This window comes from Micromonospora sp. NPDC049559 (genome assembly GCF_040676675.1).
Taxonomy (GTDB): domain Bacteria; phylum Actinomycetota; class Actinomycetes; order Mycobacteriales; family Micromonosporaceae; genus JBFAPK01.
Genome location: NZ_JBFAPK010000068.1, coordinates 1 through 20249, shown reverse-complemented (window position 1 = coordinate 20249; position 20249 = coordinate 1). Strand labels below are relative to the sequence as shown.

General features: G+C 71.9%; 13 protein-coding genes and 3 pseudogenes. 7 read left to right on the top strand and 9 right to left on the bottom strand.

What is annotated here, in order from left to right:
• Positions 1-517 precede the first annotated feature (517 nt).
• The 3 genes from AB0J86_RS38235 (at position 518) to AB0J86_RS38225 (ending at position 4945) form a co-directional block, all read left to right on the top strand.
• Positions 518-1345, top strand: a complete 828-nt coding sequence (locus AB0J86_RS38235) for a histidine kinase (protein ID WP_363863633.1) — start codon at positions 518-520, stop codon at positions 1343-1345.
• Positions 1342-2022, top strand: coding sequence for a response regulator transcription factor (locus AB0J86_RS38230; RefSeq protein ID WP_363863624.1), 681 nt, complete (start codon positions 1342-1344; stop codon positions 2020-2022). The genes AB0J86_RS38235 and AB0J86_RS38230 overlap by 4 nt, the downstream gene beginning before the upstream one ends.
• A gap of 268 nt (positions 2023-2290) precedes the next feature.
• Positions 2291-4945 (top strand): transglycosylase domain-containing protein, encoded by a 2655-nt coding sequence (locus tag AB0J86_RS38225; RefSeq protein ID WP_363863621.1) that lies wholly within the window; start codon positions 2291-2293, stop codon positions 4943-4945.
• Here the strand turns inward: AB0J86_RS38225 and AB0J86_RS38220 are convergent.
• From AB0J86_RS38220 to AB0J86_RS38205, 4 genes and pseudogenes are all read right to left on the bottom strand, one after another.
• Positions 4924-5012: pseudogene (locus AB0J86_RS38220) on the bottom strand (ATP-binding protein); the annotation flags it as partial. The gene AB0J86_RS38225 and the pseudogene AB0J86_RS38220 sit on opposite strands and share 22 nt — an antisense overlap.
• A gap of 21 nt (positions 5013-5033) precedes the next feature.
• Positions 5034-5210 (bottom strand): annotated as a pseudogene (locus tag AB0J86_RS38215) (DUF742 domain-containing protein); the annotation flags it as partial.
• An 83-nt stretch (positions 5211-5293) separates the two neighbouring features.
• Positions 5294-8827, bottom strand: a complete 3534-nt coding sequence (dnaE, locus tag AB0J86_RS38210; protein ID WP_363863619.1) for a DNA polymerase III subunit alpha — start codon at positions 8825-8827, stop codon at positions 5294-5296.
• A 205-nt stretch (positions 8828-9032) separates the two neighbouring features.
• Positions 9033-9773, bottom strand: coding sequence for a helix-turn-helix domain-containing protein (locus AB0J86_RS38205; protein ID WP_363863616.1), 741 nt, complete (start codon positions 9771-9773; stop codon positions 9033-9035).
• A 105-nt stretch (positions 9774-9878) separates the two neighbouring features.
• On the opposite strand from AB0J86_RS38205, the gene AB0J86_RS38200 reads away from it, so the two are divergent.
• Positions 9879-10814, top strand: coding sequence for an NmrA family NAD(P)-binding protein (locus AB0J86_RS38200; protein WP_363863613.1), 936 nt, complete (start codon positions 9879-9881; stop codon positions 10812-10814).
• A gap of 170 nt (positions 10815-10984) precedes the next feature.
• Here AB0J86_RS38200 and AB0J86_RS38195 read toward each other — a convergent pair whose 3' ends face one another.
• Both AB0J86_RS38195 and AB0J86_RS38190 read right to left on the bottom strand, forming a co-directional pair.
• Complete coding sequence (locus AB0J86_RS38195; protein WP_363863630.1) at positions 10985-11821, bottom strand: helix-turn-helix transcriptional regulator; 837 nt, start codon at positions 11819-11821, stop codon at positions 10985-10987.
• A gap of 223 nt (positions 11822-12044) precedes the next feature.
• Positions 12045-12281, bottom strand: coding sequence for a DUF397 domain-containing protein (locus tag AB0J86_RS38190; RefSeq protein WP_363863610.1), 237 nt, complete (start codon positions 12279-12281; stop codon positions 12045-12047).
• Positions 12282-12974: 693 nt separating this feature from the next.
• Here AB0J86_RS38190 and AB0J86_RS38185 point away from each other — a divergent pair.
• A pseudogene (locus AB0J86_RS38185) lies at positions 12975-13562 on the top strand (GGDEF domain-containing protein); the annotation flags it as partial.
• A 215-nt stretch (positions 13563-13777) separates the two neighbouring features.
• Complete coding sequence (locus tag AB0J86_RS38180) at positions 13778-14065, top strand: hypothetical protein (RefSeq protein WP_363863607.1); 288 nt, start codon at positions 13778-13780, stop codon at positions 14063-14065.
• Between the two features lie 142 nt (positions 14066-14207).
• Here AB0J86_RS38180 and AB0J86_RS38175 read toward each other — a convergent pair whose 3' ends face one another.
• Together AB0J86_RS38175 and gndA are read right to left on the bottom strand one after the other, a co-directional pair.
• On the bottom strand, positions 14208-14990 hold the full coding sequence (locus tag AB0J86_RS38175; RefSeq protein ID WP_363863627.1) for an SAM-dependent methyltransferase: 783 nt from the start codon (positions 14988-14990) through the stop codon (positions 14208-14210).
• 296 nt (positions 14991-15286) lie between these two features.
• Positions 15287-16750 carry an NADP-dependent phosphogluconate dehydrogenase gene (gndA, locus tag AB0J86_RS38170; RefSeq protein WP_363863604.1) on the bottom strand — a complete coding sequence of 488 codons (1464 nt, stop codon included), beginning with the start codon at positions 16748-16750 and terminating at the stop codon, positions 15287-15289.
• Between the two features lie 341 nt (positions 16751-17091).
• On the opposite strand from gndA, the gene AB0J86_RS38165 reads away from it, so the two are divergent.
• Positions 17092-18132: an L-dopachrome tautomerase-related protein gene (locus AB0J86_RS38165; RefSeq protein WP_363863601.1), complete on the top strand. Its 1041-nt coding sequence runs from the start codon at positions 17092-17094 to the stop codon at positions 18130-18132.
• Positions 18133-18246: 114 nt separating this feature from the next.
• On the opposite strand, the gene AB0J86_RS38160 is transcribed toward AB0J86_RS38165, so the two are convergent.
• Entirely contained in the window at positions 18247-19782 is a 1536-nt protein-coding gene (locus AB0J86_RS38160; RefSeq protein WP_363863598.1) for a discoidin domain-containing protein, read from the bottom strand.
• Positions 19783-20249: the final 467 nt, after the last annotated feature.

The following is a 20249-nucleotide window of genomic DNA, read 5'->3' as shown; positions in this document are numbered from 1 at the left end:
TCTCGCCGTACCGCATCGACCGGTGCAGCCAGGCGACGGGCAGCTCGTCGCCGGCCTCGTCGAGGGCCCGCCGGGCGGCCGGGGTGAGCGGGTGCGCAGGCTGCGGAAACTCCTCGGTCCCATCGCCGGCGGACCCCCGACGGGCGATGAGCGCGGGGTCGGGCGGGCGTTGGCCCGACAGTCGATACTGATCGCGTTCGTGTGCGCGGCGGTCGACGTCGTCGCCACGCTGGTACTGGGCCCGCCGTTGCCGACGCCGTTCTGGCTGGTCGTCGTCGTGCTGGTCGTCGTCGACGCGGCCCTGGCACTGCCGAGCCGGCTGTCCGGCTGGGTGGCGCTGGCCCACGCGGTGGCCGGGATCGCCATCTCGGCGGCGACCCGGGCCACGGTCAACCTGCACGGTACGGGCGGCCATCCGGTGGCGATCGGGGAGAACCAGGTCGGAGCGCTCATCGCCGGGTACCGTGCCGGGGCCTGGTTGCGCCGCTGGCCCTCGGTGCTGTCGCTCGGCGCGCTGATGGCCGGCGTGGCCGGCAGCCGGTGGTTGGCAGGAGATCCGCACGTGCTGCCGCTCGCGATCGGAATGGCCAAGAGCGCGGTGCTGCCCTGGCTGGTCGGCCGCTACACCGCGGGCCGGCGGGCGTACCTCGACGACCTCCGGCACCGCCGGGAGAACGAACGGCGCGACGCCCAGGCCGCGGTCGAGGCGGCGGTCGCCCGGGAGCGCACCGTCATCGCCCGCGACCTGCACGACGTGATCTCCCACCACGTCAGCGCGATCGGGGTGCACGCCGGGGCGGTCCGCCTCGGGCTGGCCGCGTGCGCGTGCGGTACCGCCGATCGGGCGGCCGGCTCGCTGTCGGCGGTGGAGGCGGCCAGCCGTGCGGCAATGGTCGACCTGCGTGAACTGCTCGACGTGCTGCACGGCAGCTCCGACGGCGCCGGCCAGCCCGGTCTGGCGAACCTCGACGAGTTGGTGTCCGGCGTGCGACCGGCGGGCCCGTCGGTCCGGCTGACCGTACGTGGGCGGCCGTCGTCGCTGCCCGGGTCGTTGGACGTCGCGCTGTACCGGGTGGCGCAGGAGATGCTGACCAACGCGTTGCGGCACGGCGACGGAACCGTGGTGCAGATCGAGGTCGGGTACGCCGACGGCAGGGTCACGCTGACCACCCGCAACCGGATCGGGCCGGACCGGCCGGCCACCTGGCCCGCCGGCGGTGGCCGCGGACTGGCCGGTATCCGTACCAGGGCGGCGATGTTCGACGGCAGCGTCAGCTACGGCCCGGACGAGGCGAGGCGGTGTTGGGAGACCACCGTCACCGTGTCCACCGGGGAGGCTTCGTGACCCTGCGCATCCTGCTCGCCGACGACCACGCGATGTTCCGCTCCGGGTTGCGGGCGATCCTGAACACCCAGCCCGACTTCGAGTGCGTCGCCGAGGTCGCCGACGGGCGGGCCGCCGTCACCGAGACCGCCCGGTTGCTGCCGGACGTGGCCATACTCGACGTACGGATGCCCAAGCGCGACGGGCTCGGCGCGGCCGAGGCGATCCTGTCCGGGCCGGCGGCCACCCGCGTCCTCATGCTCACCACCTACGACACCGACGAGTACGTGCACCGGGCACTGGCCGCCGGCGCCAGCGGGTTCCTGCTCAAGAGCCTGCCCCCGGAGGAGATGATCAGCGCGATCAGGGTAGCCGCCCGCGGCGACGCCGTGGTGGACCCGTCGGTCACCCGCCGGCTGGCGTCCCGGTTCGCCGCGGCCCTCGCACCGGCGGCGCGGCAACCGGACCGCGCGCCGGGCCTCGACCGGCTGACCGCACGCGAGCGGGAGGTGCTGCTGCTGGTCGCCGCCGGGTACAGCAACGCGGAGATCGGCGCTCGACTGTACGTGGGCGACGAGACCGTCAAGACGCACGTGTCCCGCATCCTGGCCAAGCTCGGCCTCCGGGACCGGATGCACGCCGCCCTCTACGCCCACCGGCACGGACTGGCCGGCCCGGGCGGCGAGCCCGAGGGCTGACTGCCGTGATCCCCCGCGCGGGGGAGGCACGCTCCCCGGTCACGGGGACGAAACCGGGGCAGCGCGGTTTCTAGCATCGAGCCGACCGCCCGGACGCTGGCAGAAGGATCACTCGCGATGGAACTCGACGGCCTCCCAGCGGTCCCGGTGCGGAACTCCTGATGCGGCCGACCCCGGGCGGTGCTCCGGTCGGGTCTGCGGCCGCGTCGCTCACGGCAACCCGGTGCGGGCGCTCGACCGCCCCACCGCGACCGGCAGGGTGTGACGAATGAACTCGTACGGCGATCCCGGTTCTCCGCGTGGCCGGGCCCGGATACCCGGCACACAGGGTGATCCAGGGCCTGCGGCGGACGACTCGTACCGACGGGCGGCGCCCGGAGGAGGGTCCGGGGGTGGTCGGGGCGGTGACGACGGCTCCGCCGCGCCCCGGGCGGCTTCCCGCGGGCGGGCCTCCGTCGGCAAGGCTTCCCCGGTGGGCCCCGGTCCGGCGGGCGCCGGCCGGGCCCCGGTCGGCCCGCCGGCGTCCGGGTCCGCTCGGGTCGGCCGCGCCGGCGCCGGTCGGGCGACGGTGGGTACCGCCTCGGTGGGTACCGTGGGCCGCGCCAGCGTCGCGGCACCGGTCCCGCCGGCCGGCCCCGGCGGCTCCGGACCGGACGGACCGAGCGGCTCCGGTTCGGGCCGGCCACGCGGCTCCGGTCCGGGCCGGCGCGGTCGCGCGGCGGTGGCCGACGGCCCGGACGCCAGGGCGAAGGCGAGGCGCCGCCGGCGGCTCAACTGGATCATCGCGTCCTGCGCCGCCTTCGTCATGCTCGCGGGCGTCGGGGTGGTCGGCTTCACCTACTACTCGACCACCGTCGTGCTCCCCGAGAGCTATCCGCTGCCGCTGTCGACCACGGTCTACGCCAGGGACGGCAGGACGGAGTTGGCGAAGCTCGGCGAGTGGAACCGCGAGTTCGTCACCGGGAAGCAGATCCCGCTCCACGTGCAGCATGCGGTGGCGGCCGCGGAGGACCGCAACTACTACGAGCACTCGGGGGTCGACTACGTGGGCATCGCCCGCGCCGCCTGGAACAACCTCACAGGCGGCGACAAGCAGGGCGCCTCGACCATCACCCAGCAGTACGCGCGCAACTACTACCCGGACCTGAAGCAGGACTCCTACGCGCGGAAGGCGAAGGAAGCGGTCATCGCCCTCAAGCTGACCGACAAGTACGACAAGCAGACGATCATGCAGCACTACCTGAACGTGATCCCCTTCGGCCGCGGCGCGTACGGCATCCAGGCGGCGGCGCGGGCGTACTTCGGCAAGGACGTCGGCAAGCTGACCGTTGCCGAGAGCGCGGTGCTGGCCGCGGTGATCAGGCAGCCGGACGGGGCGTACGACCCGGCCTATCACCCGGAGGCCGCGAAGGACCGCTGGAACTACGTGCTGAACGGCATGATCGAGAAGAAGTGGCTGAAGCCGGCGGAGCGGCCGACCCAGTACCCGCAGGTCGTCGCGCCCAAGACGGACGCCACCATCGGCGTGAACACGCCGAAGGGCAACGTCGTGAACTACGTCCGCGACGAGATGAAGCGGATGGGGCTCTGCGTGGACGGGGCGCGGGACAACCCGCGGAGCTGCTGGGCCCAGCTCGCCGACGGTGGTTACAAGATCACCACCACCATCGACCCGAAGATGCAGGCGGCGGCGGAGGCGGCGGCGCGGCAGGCCCAGAAGGGCTCAGTGCTGTACGACCAGCCGAAGAACCTGATGGCGGCGATCGTCGCGATCGACCCGAAGACCGGCCAGGTGCTCGCCTACTACGGCGGCGACAGCGGCGCGGACATCGACTACGCGGGCGTGAACACGATCGGCGGCCGGCTCACCGGCGGGCACCCGCCGGGCTCGTCGTTCAAGGTCTACACGCTGACCGCCGCGATCGACTCGGACGTTTCGGTGGAGTCGCACTGGGACGCCCGGAACTTCAAGCCCGAGGGCTTCGCGGACGAGATCACGAACGCGGGCCGGGACGTGTCGCGCACCTGTGGTTCGTGGTGCACCCTGCGGTACGCCACGGAGCAGTCGTACAACGTGCCCTTCTACCACGTGACCGAAAAGATCGGCCCGGCCAAGGTCGTGGACATCGCCAAGGCCGCCGGGGTCAACACCATGTGGACCGTGCCGGCCAAGGGCGACCCGGAGGCGATCGACCTCACCAGGAAGAAGGGCGAGGACGTCGCGCCGGCCCCGTTCTATCACGTGGTCGGCTACGGGCAGTACCCGATCACGGTCCTCGACCACGCGAACGGCCTGGCCACCCTGGCCGCCGGCGGCATGTACAACAAGGCCCACTTCGTCGTGAAGATCGAGAAGCAGAACCAGGACACCGGCAAGTGGGAGAAGAAGGGCGGCGAGCAGCTCAAGCCGCAGCGGCGGATCAAGAAGTCGGTGGCCGACCAGGTGACGGCCGTGCTCAAGAAGATCCCGGGGATCAACCACCACGACCTGGCCAGCGGCCGGGAGGCCGCCGGCAAGACCGGTACCTGGCAGTACGGCAACACCAAGCACAACTCCAACGCGTGGATGGTCGGCTACACCCCGCAGATCGCCACCGCGGTCTGGGTCGGCAGCAAGGACCCGAAGAAGCCCGAGATCCTCGACAAGGGCAGGGACGACATCGGCGGCAGCGGCCTGCCGGCCGACATCTGGAAGCGGTTCATGGACGCCGCACTAAAGGGCAAGGAGGAGGTCAAGCTGCCGGACGTCGTCCAGATGGGCGACGAGAGCGTCGGCAACGGAGTCGAGCCGGTCCAGCAGCAACCGTCACCGGGACAGTGCGCCGCCCTGGATCCGTTCTGCGTCCAGCAGCCCGGCCCGAACAACCCGAATCAGCCCGGAGGCCCGAACCAGCCCGTCGGGCCGGGGGTGCCGAACAGGTAAGCACCAGCTCGTCGCTGATCGTGATCCGGCCGAAGTCCATGGCCACCGTCGTGGTGTTCTCTTGATCGCGGTTGGCAGGGCCTGCTCGTCAGAGTGCTCGTAGTCCATTGATCACTGCCTCGAATACGCTGTCGTCGTAAGGGGCGGTCGTCGCCTGAGGGTTCCGCACCTGGACAAGCTCTCGGTCGAGCAGGTCGCCGAGCAGGACGCGGACGGTCCCTACGGGTAGGTTCAGGTGCGCCGCCACCTCGCGGACGGCCGGACGACCGGCCCGGCATGATCGTCGACCGTGCGGCCAGGCACGACGACCTGGACGCACGGTCAGGGCCGAAGGCCGGCCGGGTGACCTCAGCTGACGTTGGCCGGCCCGAGCACGCTCTTCAGGTCGGCCATCAGCGCGGTGGTGGGCTGGACCCGGTGCGGGCCGACCCGCAGCAGCGTGGTCCGGCTGCCGTTGAGCAGCTTGACGTGCACCTCCGCGTCGCCGGGGTGCAGCGTCAGCACCTCCTTGAGGCGCTCCACCAGCGGCGGCGTGCACCGGGTCACCGGGATGGTGAGGGTGACCGGCTTGCCGCCGTTGCTGCTCTGGCTGATATCGGGCAGCTGCATGTCCATCGCCATGATGCGGGGGGTGTCGTCGCGGCGGTCGACCCGTCCCTTCACCACCACGATCGCGTCCTCGGCGATGTACTGCCCGATCACCTCGTAGGTGTTCGGGAAAAAGAGCGTCTCCACCCCACCGGCCAGGTCCTCCAGCGTGGCCGACGCCCAGGCCCGGCCCTGCTTGGTGATCCGGCGCTGCACGCCGGAGAGGATCCCCGCGAGGGTGACGACCTGCCCGTCCGGTACCGCCCCCTCCTCGGAGAGGGCCGCGATGGTGGTGTCGGCGGCGTTGCCGAGCACGTGTTCGAGGCCGAAGAGGGGGTGGTCGGAGACGTAGAGGCCGAGCATCTCCCGTTCGAAGGCGAGCAGGTCCCGCTTGTCCCACTCCGCCGTACCGATGGCGGGCATGACCACGGTGCTGCTGGGAGCGTCGTCGCCGAACCCCGCGCCGAAGAGGTCGTACTGGCCCGCGGCCTCGTTGCGCTTGACCCCGGCGTACGCGTCGATCGCCTCGGCGTGCACCGCCAGCAGCCCCTTGCGGGTGTGCCCGAGCGAGTCGAACGCCCCGGCCTTGATCAGGGATTCAATGGTCTTCTTGTTGCAGACGACCGCGTCCACCTTCGACAGGAAGTCGTAGAAGTCGGTGTAGTCGCCCTTCTCCTGCCGGCAGCGCATGATCGAGGCGACGACGTTGGCGCCGACGTTGCGGATGGCGGCCAGACCGAAGCGGATGTCGGAGCCGACCGGGGTGAACGGGCCGGCGGAGGTGTTGACGTCCGGCGGCAGCACGCTGATCCCCATCCGGCGGCACTCGGAGAGGTAGAGCGCCATCTTGTCCTTGTCGTCGCCGACGGAGGTGAGCAGCGCCGCCATGTACTCGGCCGGGTAGTTGGCCTTGAGGTACGCGGTCCAGTACGAGACGAGCCCGTAGCCGGCGGTGTGCGCCTTGTTGAAGGCGTAGTCGGCGAAGGGGACGAGGATGTCCCAGAGCGTCTGGATGGCCTCGTCGGAGTACCCGTTCTTGCGCATGCCGTCGCGGAACGGGACGAACTCCTTGTCGAGTACCTCCTTCTTCTTCTTGCCCATGGCCCGGCGCAGCAGGTCGGCCTGGCCGAGGCTGTAGCCGGCGAGCTTCTGCGCGGCGCGCTGCACCTGCTCCTGGTAGACGATCAGGCCGTAGGTCGGGCCGAGGATCTCTTCGAGGGGTTCGGCCAGCTCCGGGTGGATCGGGACGATCTCCTGCTGGCCGTTCTTGCGCAGCGCGTAGTTGGTGTGCGAGTTGGCGCCCATCGGGCCGGGCCGGTAGAGCGCGAGTACCGCGGAGATGTCCTCGAAGTTGTCCGGCTTCATCAGCCGCAGCAGCGAGCGCATCGGGCCACCGTCGAGCTGGAAGACGCCGAGCGTGTCGCCCCGGGCCAGCAGTTCGTAGGCGGGCTTGTCGTCCAGCGGCAGGGCGAGCAGGTCGAGCTTGAACCCGTGGTTGGCCTCGACGTTCTTGACCGCGTCGTCGATGATCGTGAGGTTGCGAAGCCCCAGGAAGTCCATCTTCAGCAGGCCGAGGGTTTCGCAGGTCGGGTAGTCGAACTGCGTGATGATCGCCCCGTCCGCGTCGCGGCGCATCAGCGGGATGTGCTCGATGATCGGCTCGGCGGACATGATCACACCGGCGGCGTGCACGCCGGTCTGCCGGATCAGGCCCTCGATCCCCCGCGCGGTGTCGATCACCTTCCGTACGTCGGGGTCGGACTCGTAGAGGCCGCGGATCTCCCCCGCCTCGGCGTAGCGCGGGTGGTTGCTGTCGAAGATGCCGGAGAGCGGAATGTCCTTGCCCATCACCGCCGGCGGCATCGCCTTGGTGATCTTGTCACCGACGGCGTACGGATAGCCGAGCACCCGGGCCGAGTCCTTGATCGCCGCCTTCGCCTTGATCGTACCGAAGGTGGCGATCTGGGCGACCTTGTCGGCACCCCACTTCTCCGTGACGTACTTGATCACTTCACCGCGCCGACGCTCGTCGAAGTCGATGTCGACGTCGGGCATCGAGACGCGCTCGGGGTTGAGGAACCGCTCGAAGATCAGGCCGTGCGGAATCGGGTCCAGGTCGGTGATGCCCAGCGCGTACGCGACCAGCGAGCCGGCGGCCGAACCACGGCCCGGGCCCACTGCGATCCCCTGGCTCTTCGCCCACTGGATGAAGTCGGCGACCACGAGGAAGTACGACGGGAAGCCCATCTGGATGATGATGCCCAGCTCGTACTCGGCCTGCTTGACGTGCGTCTCCGGGATGCCGTCCGGATAGCGGCGGGCCAGGCCCGCGAAGGTCTCCTTGCGGAACCACGACTCCTCGGTCTCGCCCTCGGGAACCGGGAAGCGCGGCATCAGGTTCCGGTACGTGAACATGCCGGTGGTGTCGACCCGCTCGGCGATCAGCAGCGTGTTCCGGCACCCCTCCAGCCACACCTCCGAGGAGTCGACGGCGCGCATCTGGTCGGCGGACTTGATGAAGTAGCCGCCGCCTTCGAGCCGGAACCGGTTCGGGTCGGAGATGTTGCTGGCCGTCTGGACGCAGAGCAGGATCTCGTGCGCCTCGGCCTGCGACTCGACGGTGTAGTGGGAGTCGTTGGTGACCACCGGCGGAATGCCGAGCTTGCGACCGATCTCCAGCAGGCCGTCGCGGACCCGGCGCTCGATCTCCAGCCCGTGCTCCATCAGCTCCAGGAAGTAGTTCTCCTTGCCGAAGATGTCCTGGTACTGGCCGGCGACCTTGAGCGCCTCGTCGAACTGGCCGAGCCGCAGCCGGGTCTGCACCGCACCCGAGGGGCAGCCGGTGGTGGCCATGATCCCCTCGGCGTACTCGGAGATCAGCTCCATGTCCATGCGCGGCCACTTGATGTAGTGGCCCTCCATGGAGGCGCGCGAGTTCAGCGCGAAGAGGTTGTGCAGCCCGTCCCGGTTGCGGGCCCACATGGTCATGTGGGTGATCGCACCGTTACCGGAGACGTCGTCGCTCTTCTGGTGCGGCTCACCCCAGCGCACCCGCTGCTTGTGGAAGCGCGACTCGGGCGCGACGTACGCCTCGACGCCGAGGATCGGCGTGATGCCGGCGGCGGTGGCCTGTTTGTAGAAGTCGTACGCGCCGTGCATGTTGCCGTGGTCGGTGATCGCCACCGCCGGCATGCCCAGACGGCTGGCCTCCGCGAAGAGGTCCTTGAGCCGGGCCGCTCCGTCGAGCATCGAGTACTCGGTGTGCACATGCAGGTGCGCGAACGAGTCCGCCATCCGGCGACCACCCCTAACGATCATGCTTTTGTCGTACCGAGGGTCCACCCTAGCCCCAGATCAAGCCCGAGGGTGGGCGGCTCTCGGGAGCGAAACGGGGACGGTTCGGCCACCGCCACCTCGACCGTCGCAACGACCCGCGCGCCGCGTTCCGCGGCGTCGAGTCGTCGAGCGCGGAGTCCCTGGCCGGCGGGCTGAGGCTCGTTTAGTCCGCGAGACGCCGACGGCGGGCGCGCTGCCGGCAGGTAGCGCCGCAGTAACGTACCGGGCGACCGGTGGGCCGGACCGTGAGCGCGGCTCCGCACTCCGCACAGCACGCGACGGCACCCCGACCGACACCGAGGCCGTCACGGAAGACCGGTCGTTCCGTGACGGTAGCGGAAGGCCGCAGACCGTCCAGGGTCGTCTGGACGAGCCGGAGACCGGCCGCTCGGTCGCGGCGGGCGGCGAGCGTCGCGGCGCACCCGACGGTGAGTGCGCCGACGTCGTCGGGGCCGACGTCGGCGCGGACCCCGCCGGCGCGCTGCGCCGCGTGGAGCAGCGCGGTCAGGATCTGCTGGAATCGCAGCACGGACGCCGTGAGCGCCGGGTGCGGCCAGTTCGTGTCGGCGGCCACGACGTCGCAGATGTGCCCGCGCCGCTGGGACTTCTCGACGACCTCCAGCAGGAAGCCGAAGAACGCCTCGGTGGGGGGAAAGCGGGCCATCCGTCGCTCGCCGGAGGCGAACAGCTCGCTCAGGCTTTGGGCGAACACCGCCTCAAGGAGGGCTTGTTTGGTCGGGAAGTGCCGGTACACGGTGCCGGCGCCGACGCCCGCCCGGCGCGCGATCTCGCTGAGCGAGACGTCGAGTCCCCGCTCGGCGAACACCTCGTCGGCGGCAGACAGCACCTTGGCCCGGTTGCGGCGGGCGTCGGCCCGGTCGCCGCCGCTGAGCGCTGGGGTCATGTCACGAAACTCCTTGTGGGTCGAACCAAAGCGGGTTGGAGTATTCCAGATATCCCCGGGTTCGCCTCACCTGTCCATAGCACCCCCGGGGAGAGGGAGGACGACATGGCCGCCGAGATCCACCGCTCCGGCACCGACCCGACGCGGAGCCCCGTCGCGGTGACGGGCGCCACGGGCAAGCAAGGCGGTGCGACGGCACGTCGGCTGCTGGCCGGCGGCCGGCCGGTGCGCGCGCTGGTACGGGACAAGACCACGCCCGCCGCCGCGGCGCTCGCGGACGCCGGGGCCGAGTTGGCCCTCGCCGACTTCGACGAGCCGTCAAGCCTGGCCCCGGCGTTGGAGGGCACCAGCGCCCTGTTCGCCGTGCCGCCGGTGGCCTACGGGCCAACCGGCAGCAACCCGGATCTGGAGTTCGCCCGTGGCCGGGCCCTGGCCGACGCGGCAGTGGCCGCGGGGGTACGGCACGTGGTGTTCACCGGCGTCGCCTCGACCTCCGGCGCCGCGTTCGCGGCCTCGGGAAAACGGCGCATCGAGCAGTACCTGCGCGAACGGATCCCGCTCGTGACCGTGCTGCGTCCGGTACGGTTCATGACGAACTATCTCGCGGCGTCCGGCGTCGGCCTCGACGGGTTCGTCGACGGCCTACACCGGCACATCTTCCCGCCGAACGAGCCCGCCCAGATGATCGCCCTCGAGGACATCGCCGAGTTCGCCGCGCTGGCCTTCGAGCAACCAGACCGGTTCGCGGGACGGACCCTGGAACTGGCCGGTGACGATCCGACCCCGGCCGAGGCCGTCGCCGCGATCAGCGCCGCGACCGGAGTCACGCTTCGGTACGAACAGCTCAGCCACGACGAGGCCGCCGCGTTGACCCCGGAGATCGCCGAGATCCGGCAACGGTGGATCACTGGCCAGCGCTGGCGCGCCGACATCGAAGCGCTGCGGGTCATCCACCCCGGATTGCGTACCCTGGCGGACTGGCTCTCGGAGGCCGGCGCCGCCGCGCTGCGCGCCAGGTTGCTCGGCACCCCGCCGCGGTGAGCCGGCCAGGACCTGTGTCGAAGTCCCGGTCGAGTCGGGGCGGGGTCCGGGCGGCGACCCGGCAACGCGGCCGGACGCCGTCCGGGCCCGCGCGGGCCGACCAGTCGCTTCGACGCAGGTCCCAGGCCGTGTCCTGCCGATCATTGCCGGCCTGATCGGCAGGGCACGGCCTAGTCGTCGCGGGCGTCGAACTCGCGCAGGATGCGCTCCAGGATCTCCCCGGTCCGGTCCGGCGGCTCGGCCTCGACACAGAGCCGCTCCATGGCCGCCGCGTAGTGGTCGACGTCGTCTCGCTTGTCCAGGTAGAGCGCGCTGGTGAGCTGCTCGATGTAGACCACGTCCGGCAGGTCCTGGTCGGGGAAGCGCAGCAGGGTGAAGGCCCCGCCGGCCGCGGCGTGCCCGCCGGCGTCGAAGGGGATCACCTGGAGCCGGACGTTGGGAAGCTTGGTCGCCTCCAGCAGCGCGGCGATCTGCGCGCGCATCACCCCGAGTCCGCCGATCGGGCGACGCAGCAGCGCCTCGTCCACCACCACCCAGAGCTGGGGCGCGTTCGGCCGGGTGAGCACCTCCTGCCGGGCCATCCGCAGCGCCACCCGCCGCTCGATCTCCTCCGAATCGGCGTGGGTGTGACCGAGCAGGATCACCGCGCGGGCGTAGTCGGGGGTCTGCAACAGCCCGGGTACGAACTGCACCTCGTAGGTACGGATCAGCGAGGCGGCCGACTCCAGCCCCAGGTACGACTGGAACCAGCTCGGCAGCAGGTCGGCGTAGCGGTGCCACCACCCCGGGTTGTTGGCGTCGCGGGCGAGCGCGAGCAGCGAGGCGCGCTCGTCCTCGGCGACGCCGTAGAGCCGGAGCAGGTCCGCGACGTCGCGTTCCTTGAAGCTGACCCGGCCGAGCTCCATTCGACTGATCTTCGATTCCGAGGCGCGGATCTCCCAACCGGCGGCCTCGCGGCTGACCCCCTTGGTCTCCCGCAGCCGGCGCAGCTGGGCGCCGAGCAGCATACGGAGCACCGTCGGATCACTGGCCGATCCGCTCTCGGGTTGAGCCGTCGTCACGTGCCGACCTCCGGTTGCGCAACTCGAACCGTCAGCAGGCCGGAGCCTGCTGACGGGTAAGCATGCCATGCCGGACGGTAAGTCGAGTGGGCCGGACGTCCATATTTGCCCGGCACCGTGGTCGATCAAGAAACCGCGCCGGTCGTACGCCGGATGACGGGATTCGCGGCTACGGAATGAGGTGGTCGAAGTCCCCGTCCCGGGCGCCCAGGATGAAGGCGGCCATCTCGTCGGGGGTGTAGATCAGCGCCGGGCCCTCCGGGTCCCGGGAGTTCCGCAGCGCGATCCCGGCACCGTTCGGCAGGGCGGCCACCTCGACGCAGTTCCCGCTCGGGTTGCTGCGGCGACTCTTCTGCCAGTGGACGGCTGGGAGCAGACCGCTGGGCATGCCGTTGTACGGATTCATCAAGTCTCCCCAGGAAGTGCTCGTGCGAAGGACTGCGGTAGGCGCGCGGCCGGTGGTCGCCGGCCCGGCTGTAGTTGCCACGCACCCCCCGGATCGGGCGTCTGGCGAACGCCCGGTCTTCCCCACCGCCCCCGCGCACGGTCGCCTGCACGTGCATCGGCCCTTGCGTCTGCAAGGGACAGGGAGCATGATAGCGCTTGCATAGGTGTGTCCGATTGTTCACTATTAGTGATCGGAGAGTGAGCCGTTGACGGGGGATGGGTCGCTCCAGATGGCGCGCCAATCGGCTCCCAGCCCAGGTGGGACCGGTTGTCGGAAATGTTGATCAGCGCAGCCGGACGGCCACGATCAGTTACCGCCAGTGACGCCGACGGACCTTGGCAATCCTGTCTCGTAACTCAGGCGACCGGGCATCCCGCCGCTCGGCCAGGGCCCTCGGCCGGCGGCGCCCGCACCGTCCCGACCGCTGCCGATGGCCGCACCGCCCCGGCCGCCAGCGCCACCCCGGCCACCGCCGGCGCCGCCGCCAGCGCCGCCCGGGCCGCCGGCGCCACCCTGGCCGGTCCGCGTACCGGCGGGCCCGTCCCCACCGGCCCGTCCCTCGTCGGACCCCGGACCCGCCGGTACGCCGGTGCCGCCCGGTCGCGCCGATCCGGGCACACCCACCGCCGCCACCACGAAGGGACATCCAGCATGGACCCCCTCACCCTGGCGGCCGGCGCCGCCTCGGTCGCCGGTTTCGGCGCCGCGTGGCGACTGCGCCGCCGCGCCTGCCGCGCCGAGGCCACCGCGGCGCTGCTGGCCGAACAACTCCGGGCGGAACGCCACGCGGCCACCCACGACCCGCTCACCGGGCTGGCCAACCGGCGCGCGTTCTACCAACTCGGCGCCGAACTCGTCGCCGGCGCCGCCCGCCACCCGCTCGCCGTGGCCGTACTCGACGTCGACGACTTCAAGCAGGTGAACGACCGGCTCGGACACGCCGCCGGAGACGAGGTACTGATCACCATCGCCCACCGGTTCGCCGCGTACGCCGGTGACGACCTCGTCGCCCGCCTCGGTGGCGACGAGTTCGCCGGGCTGCTCGGCGGCGCCCGGATCGACGAGAACTGGCTCGCCACCACCGCCCGGACGCTCACCGAGACGCTGGCGGCGCCGATGCGCGTCGCCGGCCACCAGGTGCGGATCACCGTGTCGGTGGGCCTGGTCGCGGTACCGCCCGGCGGGCACCTCGCCGAATCGCTGCGACACGCGGACGCCGCGATGTACCGGACCAAGGCGAGCGGTCTCGCGCCGGTCCGCGACGGTGAACTCGCCCGCCGCCCGGAGATCCGCCCCTCGTCGCCCGCACCGCGCCGGCCGACCCTGTCCGTGCCGCAGCCGCGGCGACCGGAGACCGGCCCGACCGGTACCGCCGGGCCCCGCCGGGAACCCGCCGCACCCGCATGCCAGCTCGTCGATTCCACGTCACGTACCGAAGCAGGAGGGCAATGAGGATGGCCGCCCCTACGATCGACCCGCACCAGCGCAAGCCCACCGAGGTGGCCCCCACCGACAGCTACCGCCCCACCGACCCGGTCTGGGTCTACCGCTCGGGTACCTGGCGGGCCGGGGTGGTCGAGACGACCTCCGCACAGGCGGCCACCGTCACGTACCGGCCCCGGGACTCCCGCGGTACCGGCGTGGACACGCTGACCGCCCGGTACCTGCTGCCGCGCGCCGAGATCGATCCGATGCTCGACGCCAGCGTGCTGCGCCTGAACGCACTGCACGCCGCCAGCTAGGCCGTGTCCCGCCGGTCACTGCCGGCCTAGGCCCGCGCCTCGCGGCTCCCGCCGCCGCGAGGCGAAGTCCGGCCGGTGTCCGGCCGGTACCGACACCGCGATCACGCGGTGACCGGCGGTTTGCCCGGCGGGCGACGGACCGTCAGCGCTTGCGGGCCAGGCCCGCCCAGTAGTGGGCCGCGTGCGGATCGGCCGGCGGCTCGCCGTCGGGGCGCCACGCCAGCACGGGTACCACCCCCGGCTCGACCAGCTCCCAGCCGGCGAAGAAGCGCTCGACCTCGGCCCGGGTGCGCGGTACCAGCGTCATCCGCCCCTGCTCGGCGGCCGCGACCACCTGGGCCATCGCCGCCGGGTCGAAGTCCCGGCCGGGATGGGTGATGGCGACGTAACTGCCCGAGGGGAGGGCGTCCAGCAGTCGCCGGGTCAGCTCCCAGGGATCGTCCGCGTCCTCCAGCAACATCAGGACCGCGATCAGCAGCAACCCCACCGGCCGGTCGAGGTCGAGCGTGCCGACCAGGTCGGGGTGGGCCAGCAGCCGTTCCGGCGCGCGCAGGTCCGCGTGGATGTACCGGATCGCGTCGCGCCCCGCGGCCGCGGCCAGCGCGCGCTCGGCGTGGGCGAGCACGATCGGGTCGTTGTCGACGTAGACCACGCGGCACCCGTCGGCCCGCGCGGCGGCGAGTTCGTGCAGGTTGGGGCTGGTCGGTATGCCGGTGCCGACGTCCAGGAACTGCCGCACCCCGGCCTGGTCGACCAGGTGGGCGACGACCCGCTGGAGGAAGTCCCGGTTCGCCCGGGCCATCGTGCGGAGGCTCGGGATCGCCCGGATGAACGCCTCCCCCACCGCCCGGTCCGCGGCGAAGTTGTTGGTACCGCCCAACCACCAGTCGTACATCCGGGCCGAGTGCGCGGCCCCCGGGTCCACCCCCGGTGGTGCCGCCTCCCGATGCGCGCCCTGGACAGCATGCTCCTGCGACACCGACCGCCTCCCCAAGCCCAAAACCGATGCGCGCCCGCAGCCTAGTCCGTCGGCTCCGGGGCGGACAGCGGCCCGGGATTCCCGGTGGGGACGGCCGTCGGGCGCGGGGCGCGGAACGCCGGTGCCCGGCCGTCGTCGACGGCCGGGCACCGGCGTGTGCACTGGTCGGGACCGGGTTCAGGAGCGGGGCACCGGGGCGGGGCCGGACCGGGTCGGGCCGGCGGTCGCCCGCGCGGCGGGACTCAGCTCGGGCTCTCCGAGCGGTCGCCGGCCCACTGGGTGTGGAAGCTCCCCTCGCGGTCGACCCGCTGGTAGGTGTGCGCCCCGAAGTTGTCCCGCAGCCCCTGGATCAGCGCCGCCGGCAGCCGGTCGCGGCGCAGCCCGTCGTAGTAGGCCAGCGAGGAGGAGAAGGCCGGCGTGGGGATGCCCGCCCGCGCCGCGTCCGCCACGATCCGCCGCCAGCCGGGCACGCCGTCGACGATGGCCTCGGCGAAGTACGGGGCCACCAGCAGCGTGGGCAGCTCGGGGTCGGAGTCGTACGCCTCCCGGATGCGGTCCAGGAAGCGGGCCCGGATGATGCAGCCGCCCCGCCAGATGGTGGCGGTCGCGCCCCGGTCGATGTTCCAGCCGAACTCGGTGCTGCCGGCCTGAATGTGGTCGAACCCCTGCGCGTAGGCGACGATCTTCGAAGCGAGCAGCGCCCGGCGCACGTCCTCGACGAAGGCGTCCCGGTCGGCGACCTTCCAGTCACCCTCCCCGCCCGCCTCGGCGAAGGTACGCCGCGCCGCCGCGCGCTGGTCGGCGTGGCCGGAGAGCGACCGCGCGAACGTCGCCTCGGCGATGCCCGTGATGGGGATGCCCAGGTCGAGCGCGCTCTGCACGGTCCAGCGCCCGGTCCCCTTCTGCTCGGCCTGGTCCTTCACGATGTCGACGAAGGCCCGGCCGGTCGCCGCGTCGGTGTGCGCCAGCACGTCTGCGGTGATCTCGATGAGGAAGGACTGCAACTCGCCGTTGTTCCACTCCCGGAAGATCTCGGCGATCTCGGCCGGCGAGGCGTCCAGCCCCTCGCGCAGCAGGTCGTACGCCTCGGCGATGAGCTGCATGTCGGCGTACTCGATGCCGTTGTGCACCATCTTCACGAAGTGTCCGGCGCCGTCCGGGCCGACGTGCGTGCAGCACGGCACCCCGTCGACCTGCGCCGCGATCGACTCGAAGATCGGCCCGAGCTTCGCGTACGCCTCGTCGGAGCCGCCCGGCATGATGCTCGGCCCGAGCAGCGCGCCCTCCTCGCCGCCGGAGACCCCGGTACCGACGAAGTGCAGCCCCATCTCGCGCAGCGCCTGCTCCCGGCGCCGGGTGTCCGCGTAGTGCGCGTTGCCGCAGTCGATGATGATGTCGTCGCGCTCCAGCAGCGGCGCGAGTTCGTCGATGACGGCGTCGGTGGGAGCGCCCGCCTTGACCATGATGATCACGGCGCGCGGTCGTTCCAGCGCGGCGACGAAGTCCGCCAGCGACTCGGCGGGTACGAAGGTGCCCTCGTCGCCGTGCTCGGCGACCAGGCTCCGGGTGCGTTCCGGCGACCGGTTGTGCACCGCGACGGTATAGCCGTGCCGGGCCAGGTTGCGGGCCAGGTTGCGACCCATCACGGCCAGCCCGGTCACGCCGATCTGCGCGGTCGCCGGCGCTGTTGCCTGCTGTTCGCTCATCGTCACTCGCTCCGCTCCGCGTGGCGCCGTCCGGCCCGTTCACCGCCGGAAACCTCGCCGCGCTGTACGCGTACGTCGTTGTCGAGATCCATCCTGCCAGGCGGGTGCGGCGACGGCTCCGTGCACCGGATCACGTCGGCGGGGGTCGCGCCGCCCGCCGACGGCGGGGTCTCACGCCGTCCGTCAGTGGCCGGGTGTCACGCCGCGCCCGCGGCTGCCGTTCGGCGGTGCGAGGGGCACCGGTGTCGGGCCCGCGCGGTATCGGGCGCGGATTCGGGTAAGCGGGGCCGGCGGCGTGCGGGCGGAGACCGGTGGCGAGGATCGGACAGGAGAGCGGAGCGATGGCGATGCCGACACGGATCGACGAGCGGCTCGTACCGGCGTACCGGTCGGACCGGATCTGGACAGCGGTGACGACCACGCCCGAGGGGCGCGTCTTCGTGGGCTTTCCCGGGGCGGACGGCGCCGGGCCGCAGGTCGCGGAGATCGTCGCGGACGGCGACCTGGTGCCGTACCCGAACGCGGAGTTCAACAGCGGGGACGGTGCTCCGGCCGACCGCTTCGTACGCGTCAACGCCCTGCGGATGGGTCCGGACGGCCACCTCTGGATCGTCGACGCGGGCGCGCCGGAGTTCGGCGCGCCGCAGGTGCCCGGCGCCGCACGCCTGATCGTGGTCGACGTCGACACCGACTCGGTCGTCCAGGTGTACGACCTCGGACCGGTGCTGCGGGAACAGAGCTACGTCGACGACGTGCGGTTCAACGGGGACCGCGCCTACCTCACCGACGCCGGCGCGCCGGGCCTGATCGTGCTGGAGTTGAGCACGGGGTGGTTGCGCCGGGTGCTGGAGGACCACCCGAGCACCATCGGCCGGCGCCCGCTGCGGGCCGATGGGGAGGTGCTGCGCGACGCCAGCGGCGGCGAGGTACACCTGCACAGCGACCAACTGGAGGTCTCGCCGGACGGGAGGTACCTCTACTACCAGCCGGCCTCGGGTCCGCTCTCTCGGCTGGAGACCCGGTGGCTGGACGATCCCGAGGTGCCGGCGGAGACGCTGGCGCAGCACGTGCGGACCTGGGTGGAGACGCCGACCGCCGGCGGTACCGCCATCGACGCGAACGGGACCATCTACTTCAGCGACCCGGACCAGCGGCGGATCCTGCGCATCGCCCCGGACCGGCAGGTCGACACGCTGGTCGCGGACGCCCGGCTGACCTGGCCGGACGCCATGTGGATCGACGGCGCCGGCACGCTCTGGATTCCCGCGGCCCAGCTCAACCGCACCGCCGGCTTCAACGCCGGCCGTTCCGCCGTGGAGTATCCGGTCTGGATCTACCAGTTGCCGATCGGGGCGCGGCCGGCCCCGAACGACCACGCCTGACACCCGCGCCCGCCGGGCGGGCGGCGGGCCCGCACGGCCGACGACACGAATGGCCGGACGACGCAGGCGGTCGGGCGGCAGGCCCGGAGGGTCGTCGGCCCGCCGCCCGTCCCGTCAGGCCGGGTAGACCTCGAACTCGGCGAGCCGGGCGGCCGGCCAGCCCGTGCTGTCGGTGAAGGAGAGCCGCAGGTGGCGGGCGTTGGCGGCGGGCACCGGAACGGTGACGGTGTTGCCGTTGGCCGGGTGGAAGGTGTACCCGGTGGCCGGCAGCAACGGCTGGAAGGTCCGGCCGTCGGCGCTGCCCAGTACCGCGATCGTCTGGGTCCGCGCGCCCCGGGCCCGGGCCGGCGGCAGCTTGAGCACGATCCGGCCGACCGGGGTGTCGGCGCCGAGGTCGACCTGGAGCCACTGCGGGAACCGGCGGTTGCCGCTCTCCCAGTAGGTGGCCGGGTTGCCGTCGTTGGCCCGCGCCGCCCGGTGGCCGCGGGCCTGGCTGCTCGCGCTGACCGGCCGATCCTCGGCCAGGTTCGCGCCGGTGAACCGGTCGACCCAGTACGCGGTGCGGTCGAGGTAGGCGGTCTCGGCGGCGGCACCGGTACGGCCGTACGCGCCCTCGAAGGTCTGGTAGCCGAAGCCCGCCGGCGGGGTGGAGCTGGCCGGCTCGATGACCGAGCCCTCGTGCCACTCGTTGAAGGAGGTGACCGAGACCCAGGTCGGGTCGCCGCCGATCGCCGGGTCGAGCGCGTTGTTCCACTGCCGGTCGTAGGCGGCCCCGCCCGCGCGGTCCACGGTCGGGGTGGTGTTGCCGGGCACGGCCCGGTCGTCGAGGTAGCCGGGGGCCACCGACGGGGCCCAGACCAGCCCGTTCGCCTTGCAGTACGCGCCCGCGCCGGCCCAGCCGGGCGCGGTGGCCCCGGCGATGCCGTCGTAGGTGTACATGCCGCCGAAGTGGGCCGCCTTGCTGGTGTCGGTGGTCTGGGTGAGCACGATGTTGCCGGCGCTGACCTGGTCCAGGGCGGACCAGTCGGTGATCCGCAGGCTCTCGAAGACGTAGAAGGCGGCGCGGTTGCCGTGCTCGGGGTCGCGGAAGAAGGCCGGGCTGGCGCCGTACCGGGAGTTGATGTAGTTGATGTCGGCGACCGTCGACTCGGCGGTCCGGCCCTGGTACGGCTCCAGGTGCCAGGCGACCTTGATGCCCTCGCGGCTCGCCTCGGCCAGCACGCCCGCGGCGAGTTGGTCCTCGTAGGAGCCCTGGCCCCACCAGCTGTAGACGATGACCCCGGCGCCGGACTGCCGGATCCAGGCCATGTGCTGGCGTACCGCGCCCGCGAGGTCGCCGGAGTCGTACGCCCCGAGCAGCGGGTAGAGGTTGGCGCCGAGGTCGTCGGGCGGGTTGTGCTCGCCCTGCTGCCAGTGCCGGTAGCTGCCGTAGGTGGCCGGGTTGCCGTACCAGGGGTAGTAGAACAGGTGTACCCGCGAGGAGAGCGGGTCGCGCGCCGCCGTGGTTGCCGACTCCGCCGCGGGCTGCGGCGCGGCGACGGGTCCGGGCCGGGCGGCCGCGGGCTGGGTGGCGTGGAGCGCGGACCAGGCCAGGCAGATCAGGGCGGTGGCGGCTATGCGGGCTGCGCGCCATCGGCGGGCGGTCGTCATCGGCGTAGGCCTCCCTTGGCTGGAGCCACGGATCTGTTGCCGGTACGTCACGCCGAGGTAACGACGCGGCATTTCCGCAGAGAATAGCGTCGATGTCTGCAAGAAGTCCATCCAGGACTGCAAAAACTCGACCAGCGTGGACCGAGCACCCACATCGACCGACATCCCCGCCGGACCCCACTGTTCGGTCAGTTAATTTCTTTGTTAAGACTCTTGACTATTTCGCTCCTGTGAACGATCGTCGATGCACGCCACCATCGGACGTTCAGCCAGGAGGGTTCGTTGAACAGCCACAGATCAGGATCACGCGTACTAGCCGTGGTCGGCGGATTGGCCCTCACGCTGGCCGCCGCGCTCGTCACGATCGCGGCACCGGCGTACGCGGCGACCGGGACGATCACCGGGTACGGCGGCAAGTGTGTGGACGTGGCCGGGGCCAGTAGCGCCAACGGCACGGCGGTGCAGTT

Bases quoted from the DNA above. Each gene is read 5' to 3' on its own strand.
- AB0J86_RS38160 (WP_363863598.1), bottom strand. From the start codon at position 19,782: ATGACGACCGCCCGCCGATGGCGCGCAGCCCGCATAGCCGCCACCGCC.
- gndA (WP_363863604.1), bottom strand. From the start codon at position 16,750: ATGAGCGAACAGCAGGCAACAGCGCCGGCGACCGCGCAGATCGGCGTG.
- AB0J86_RS38165 (WP_363863601.1), top strand. From the start codon at position 17,092: ATGGCGATGCCGACACGGATCGACGAGCGGCTCGTACCGGCGTACCGG.
- AB0J86_RS38195 (WP_363863630.1), bottom strand. From the start codon at position 11,821: ATGCTGCTCGGCGCCCAGCTGCGCCGGCTGCGGGAGACCAAGGGGGTC.
- AB0J86_RS38235 (WP_363863633.1), top strand. From the start codon at position 518: ATGGCCGGCGTGGCCGGCAGCCGGTGGTTGGCAGGAGATCCGCACGTG.
- AB0J86_RS38190 (WP_363863610.1), bottom strand. From the start codon at position 12,281: ATGAATCCGTACAACGGCATGCCCAGCGGTCTGCTCCCAGCCGTCCAC.
- AB0J86_RS38180 (WP_363863607.1), top strand. From the start codon at position 13,778: ATGGCCGCCCCTACGATCGACCCGCACCAGCGCAAGCCCACCGAGGTG.
- AB0J86_RS38200 (WP_363863613.1), top strand. From the start codon at position 9,879: ATGGCCGCCGAGATCCACCGCTCCGGCACCGACCCGACGCGGAGCCCC.
- AB0J86_RS38225 (WP_363863621.1), top strand. From the start codon at position 2,291: ATGAACTCGTACGGCGATCCCGGTTCTCCGCGTGGCCGGGCCCGGATA.
- AB0J86_RS38205 (WP_363863616.1), bottom strand. From the start codon at position 9,773: ATGACCCCAGCGCTCAGCGGCGGCGACCGGGCCGACGCCCGCCGCAAC.
- dnaE (WP_363863619.1), bottom strand. From the start codon at position 8,827: ATGGCGGACTCGTTCGCGCACCTGCATGTGCACACCGAGTACTCGATG.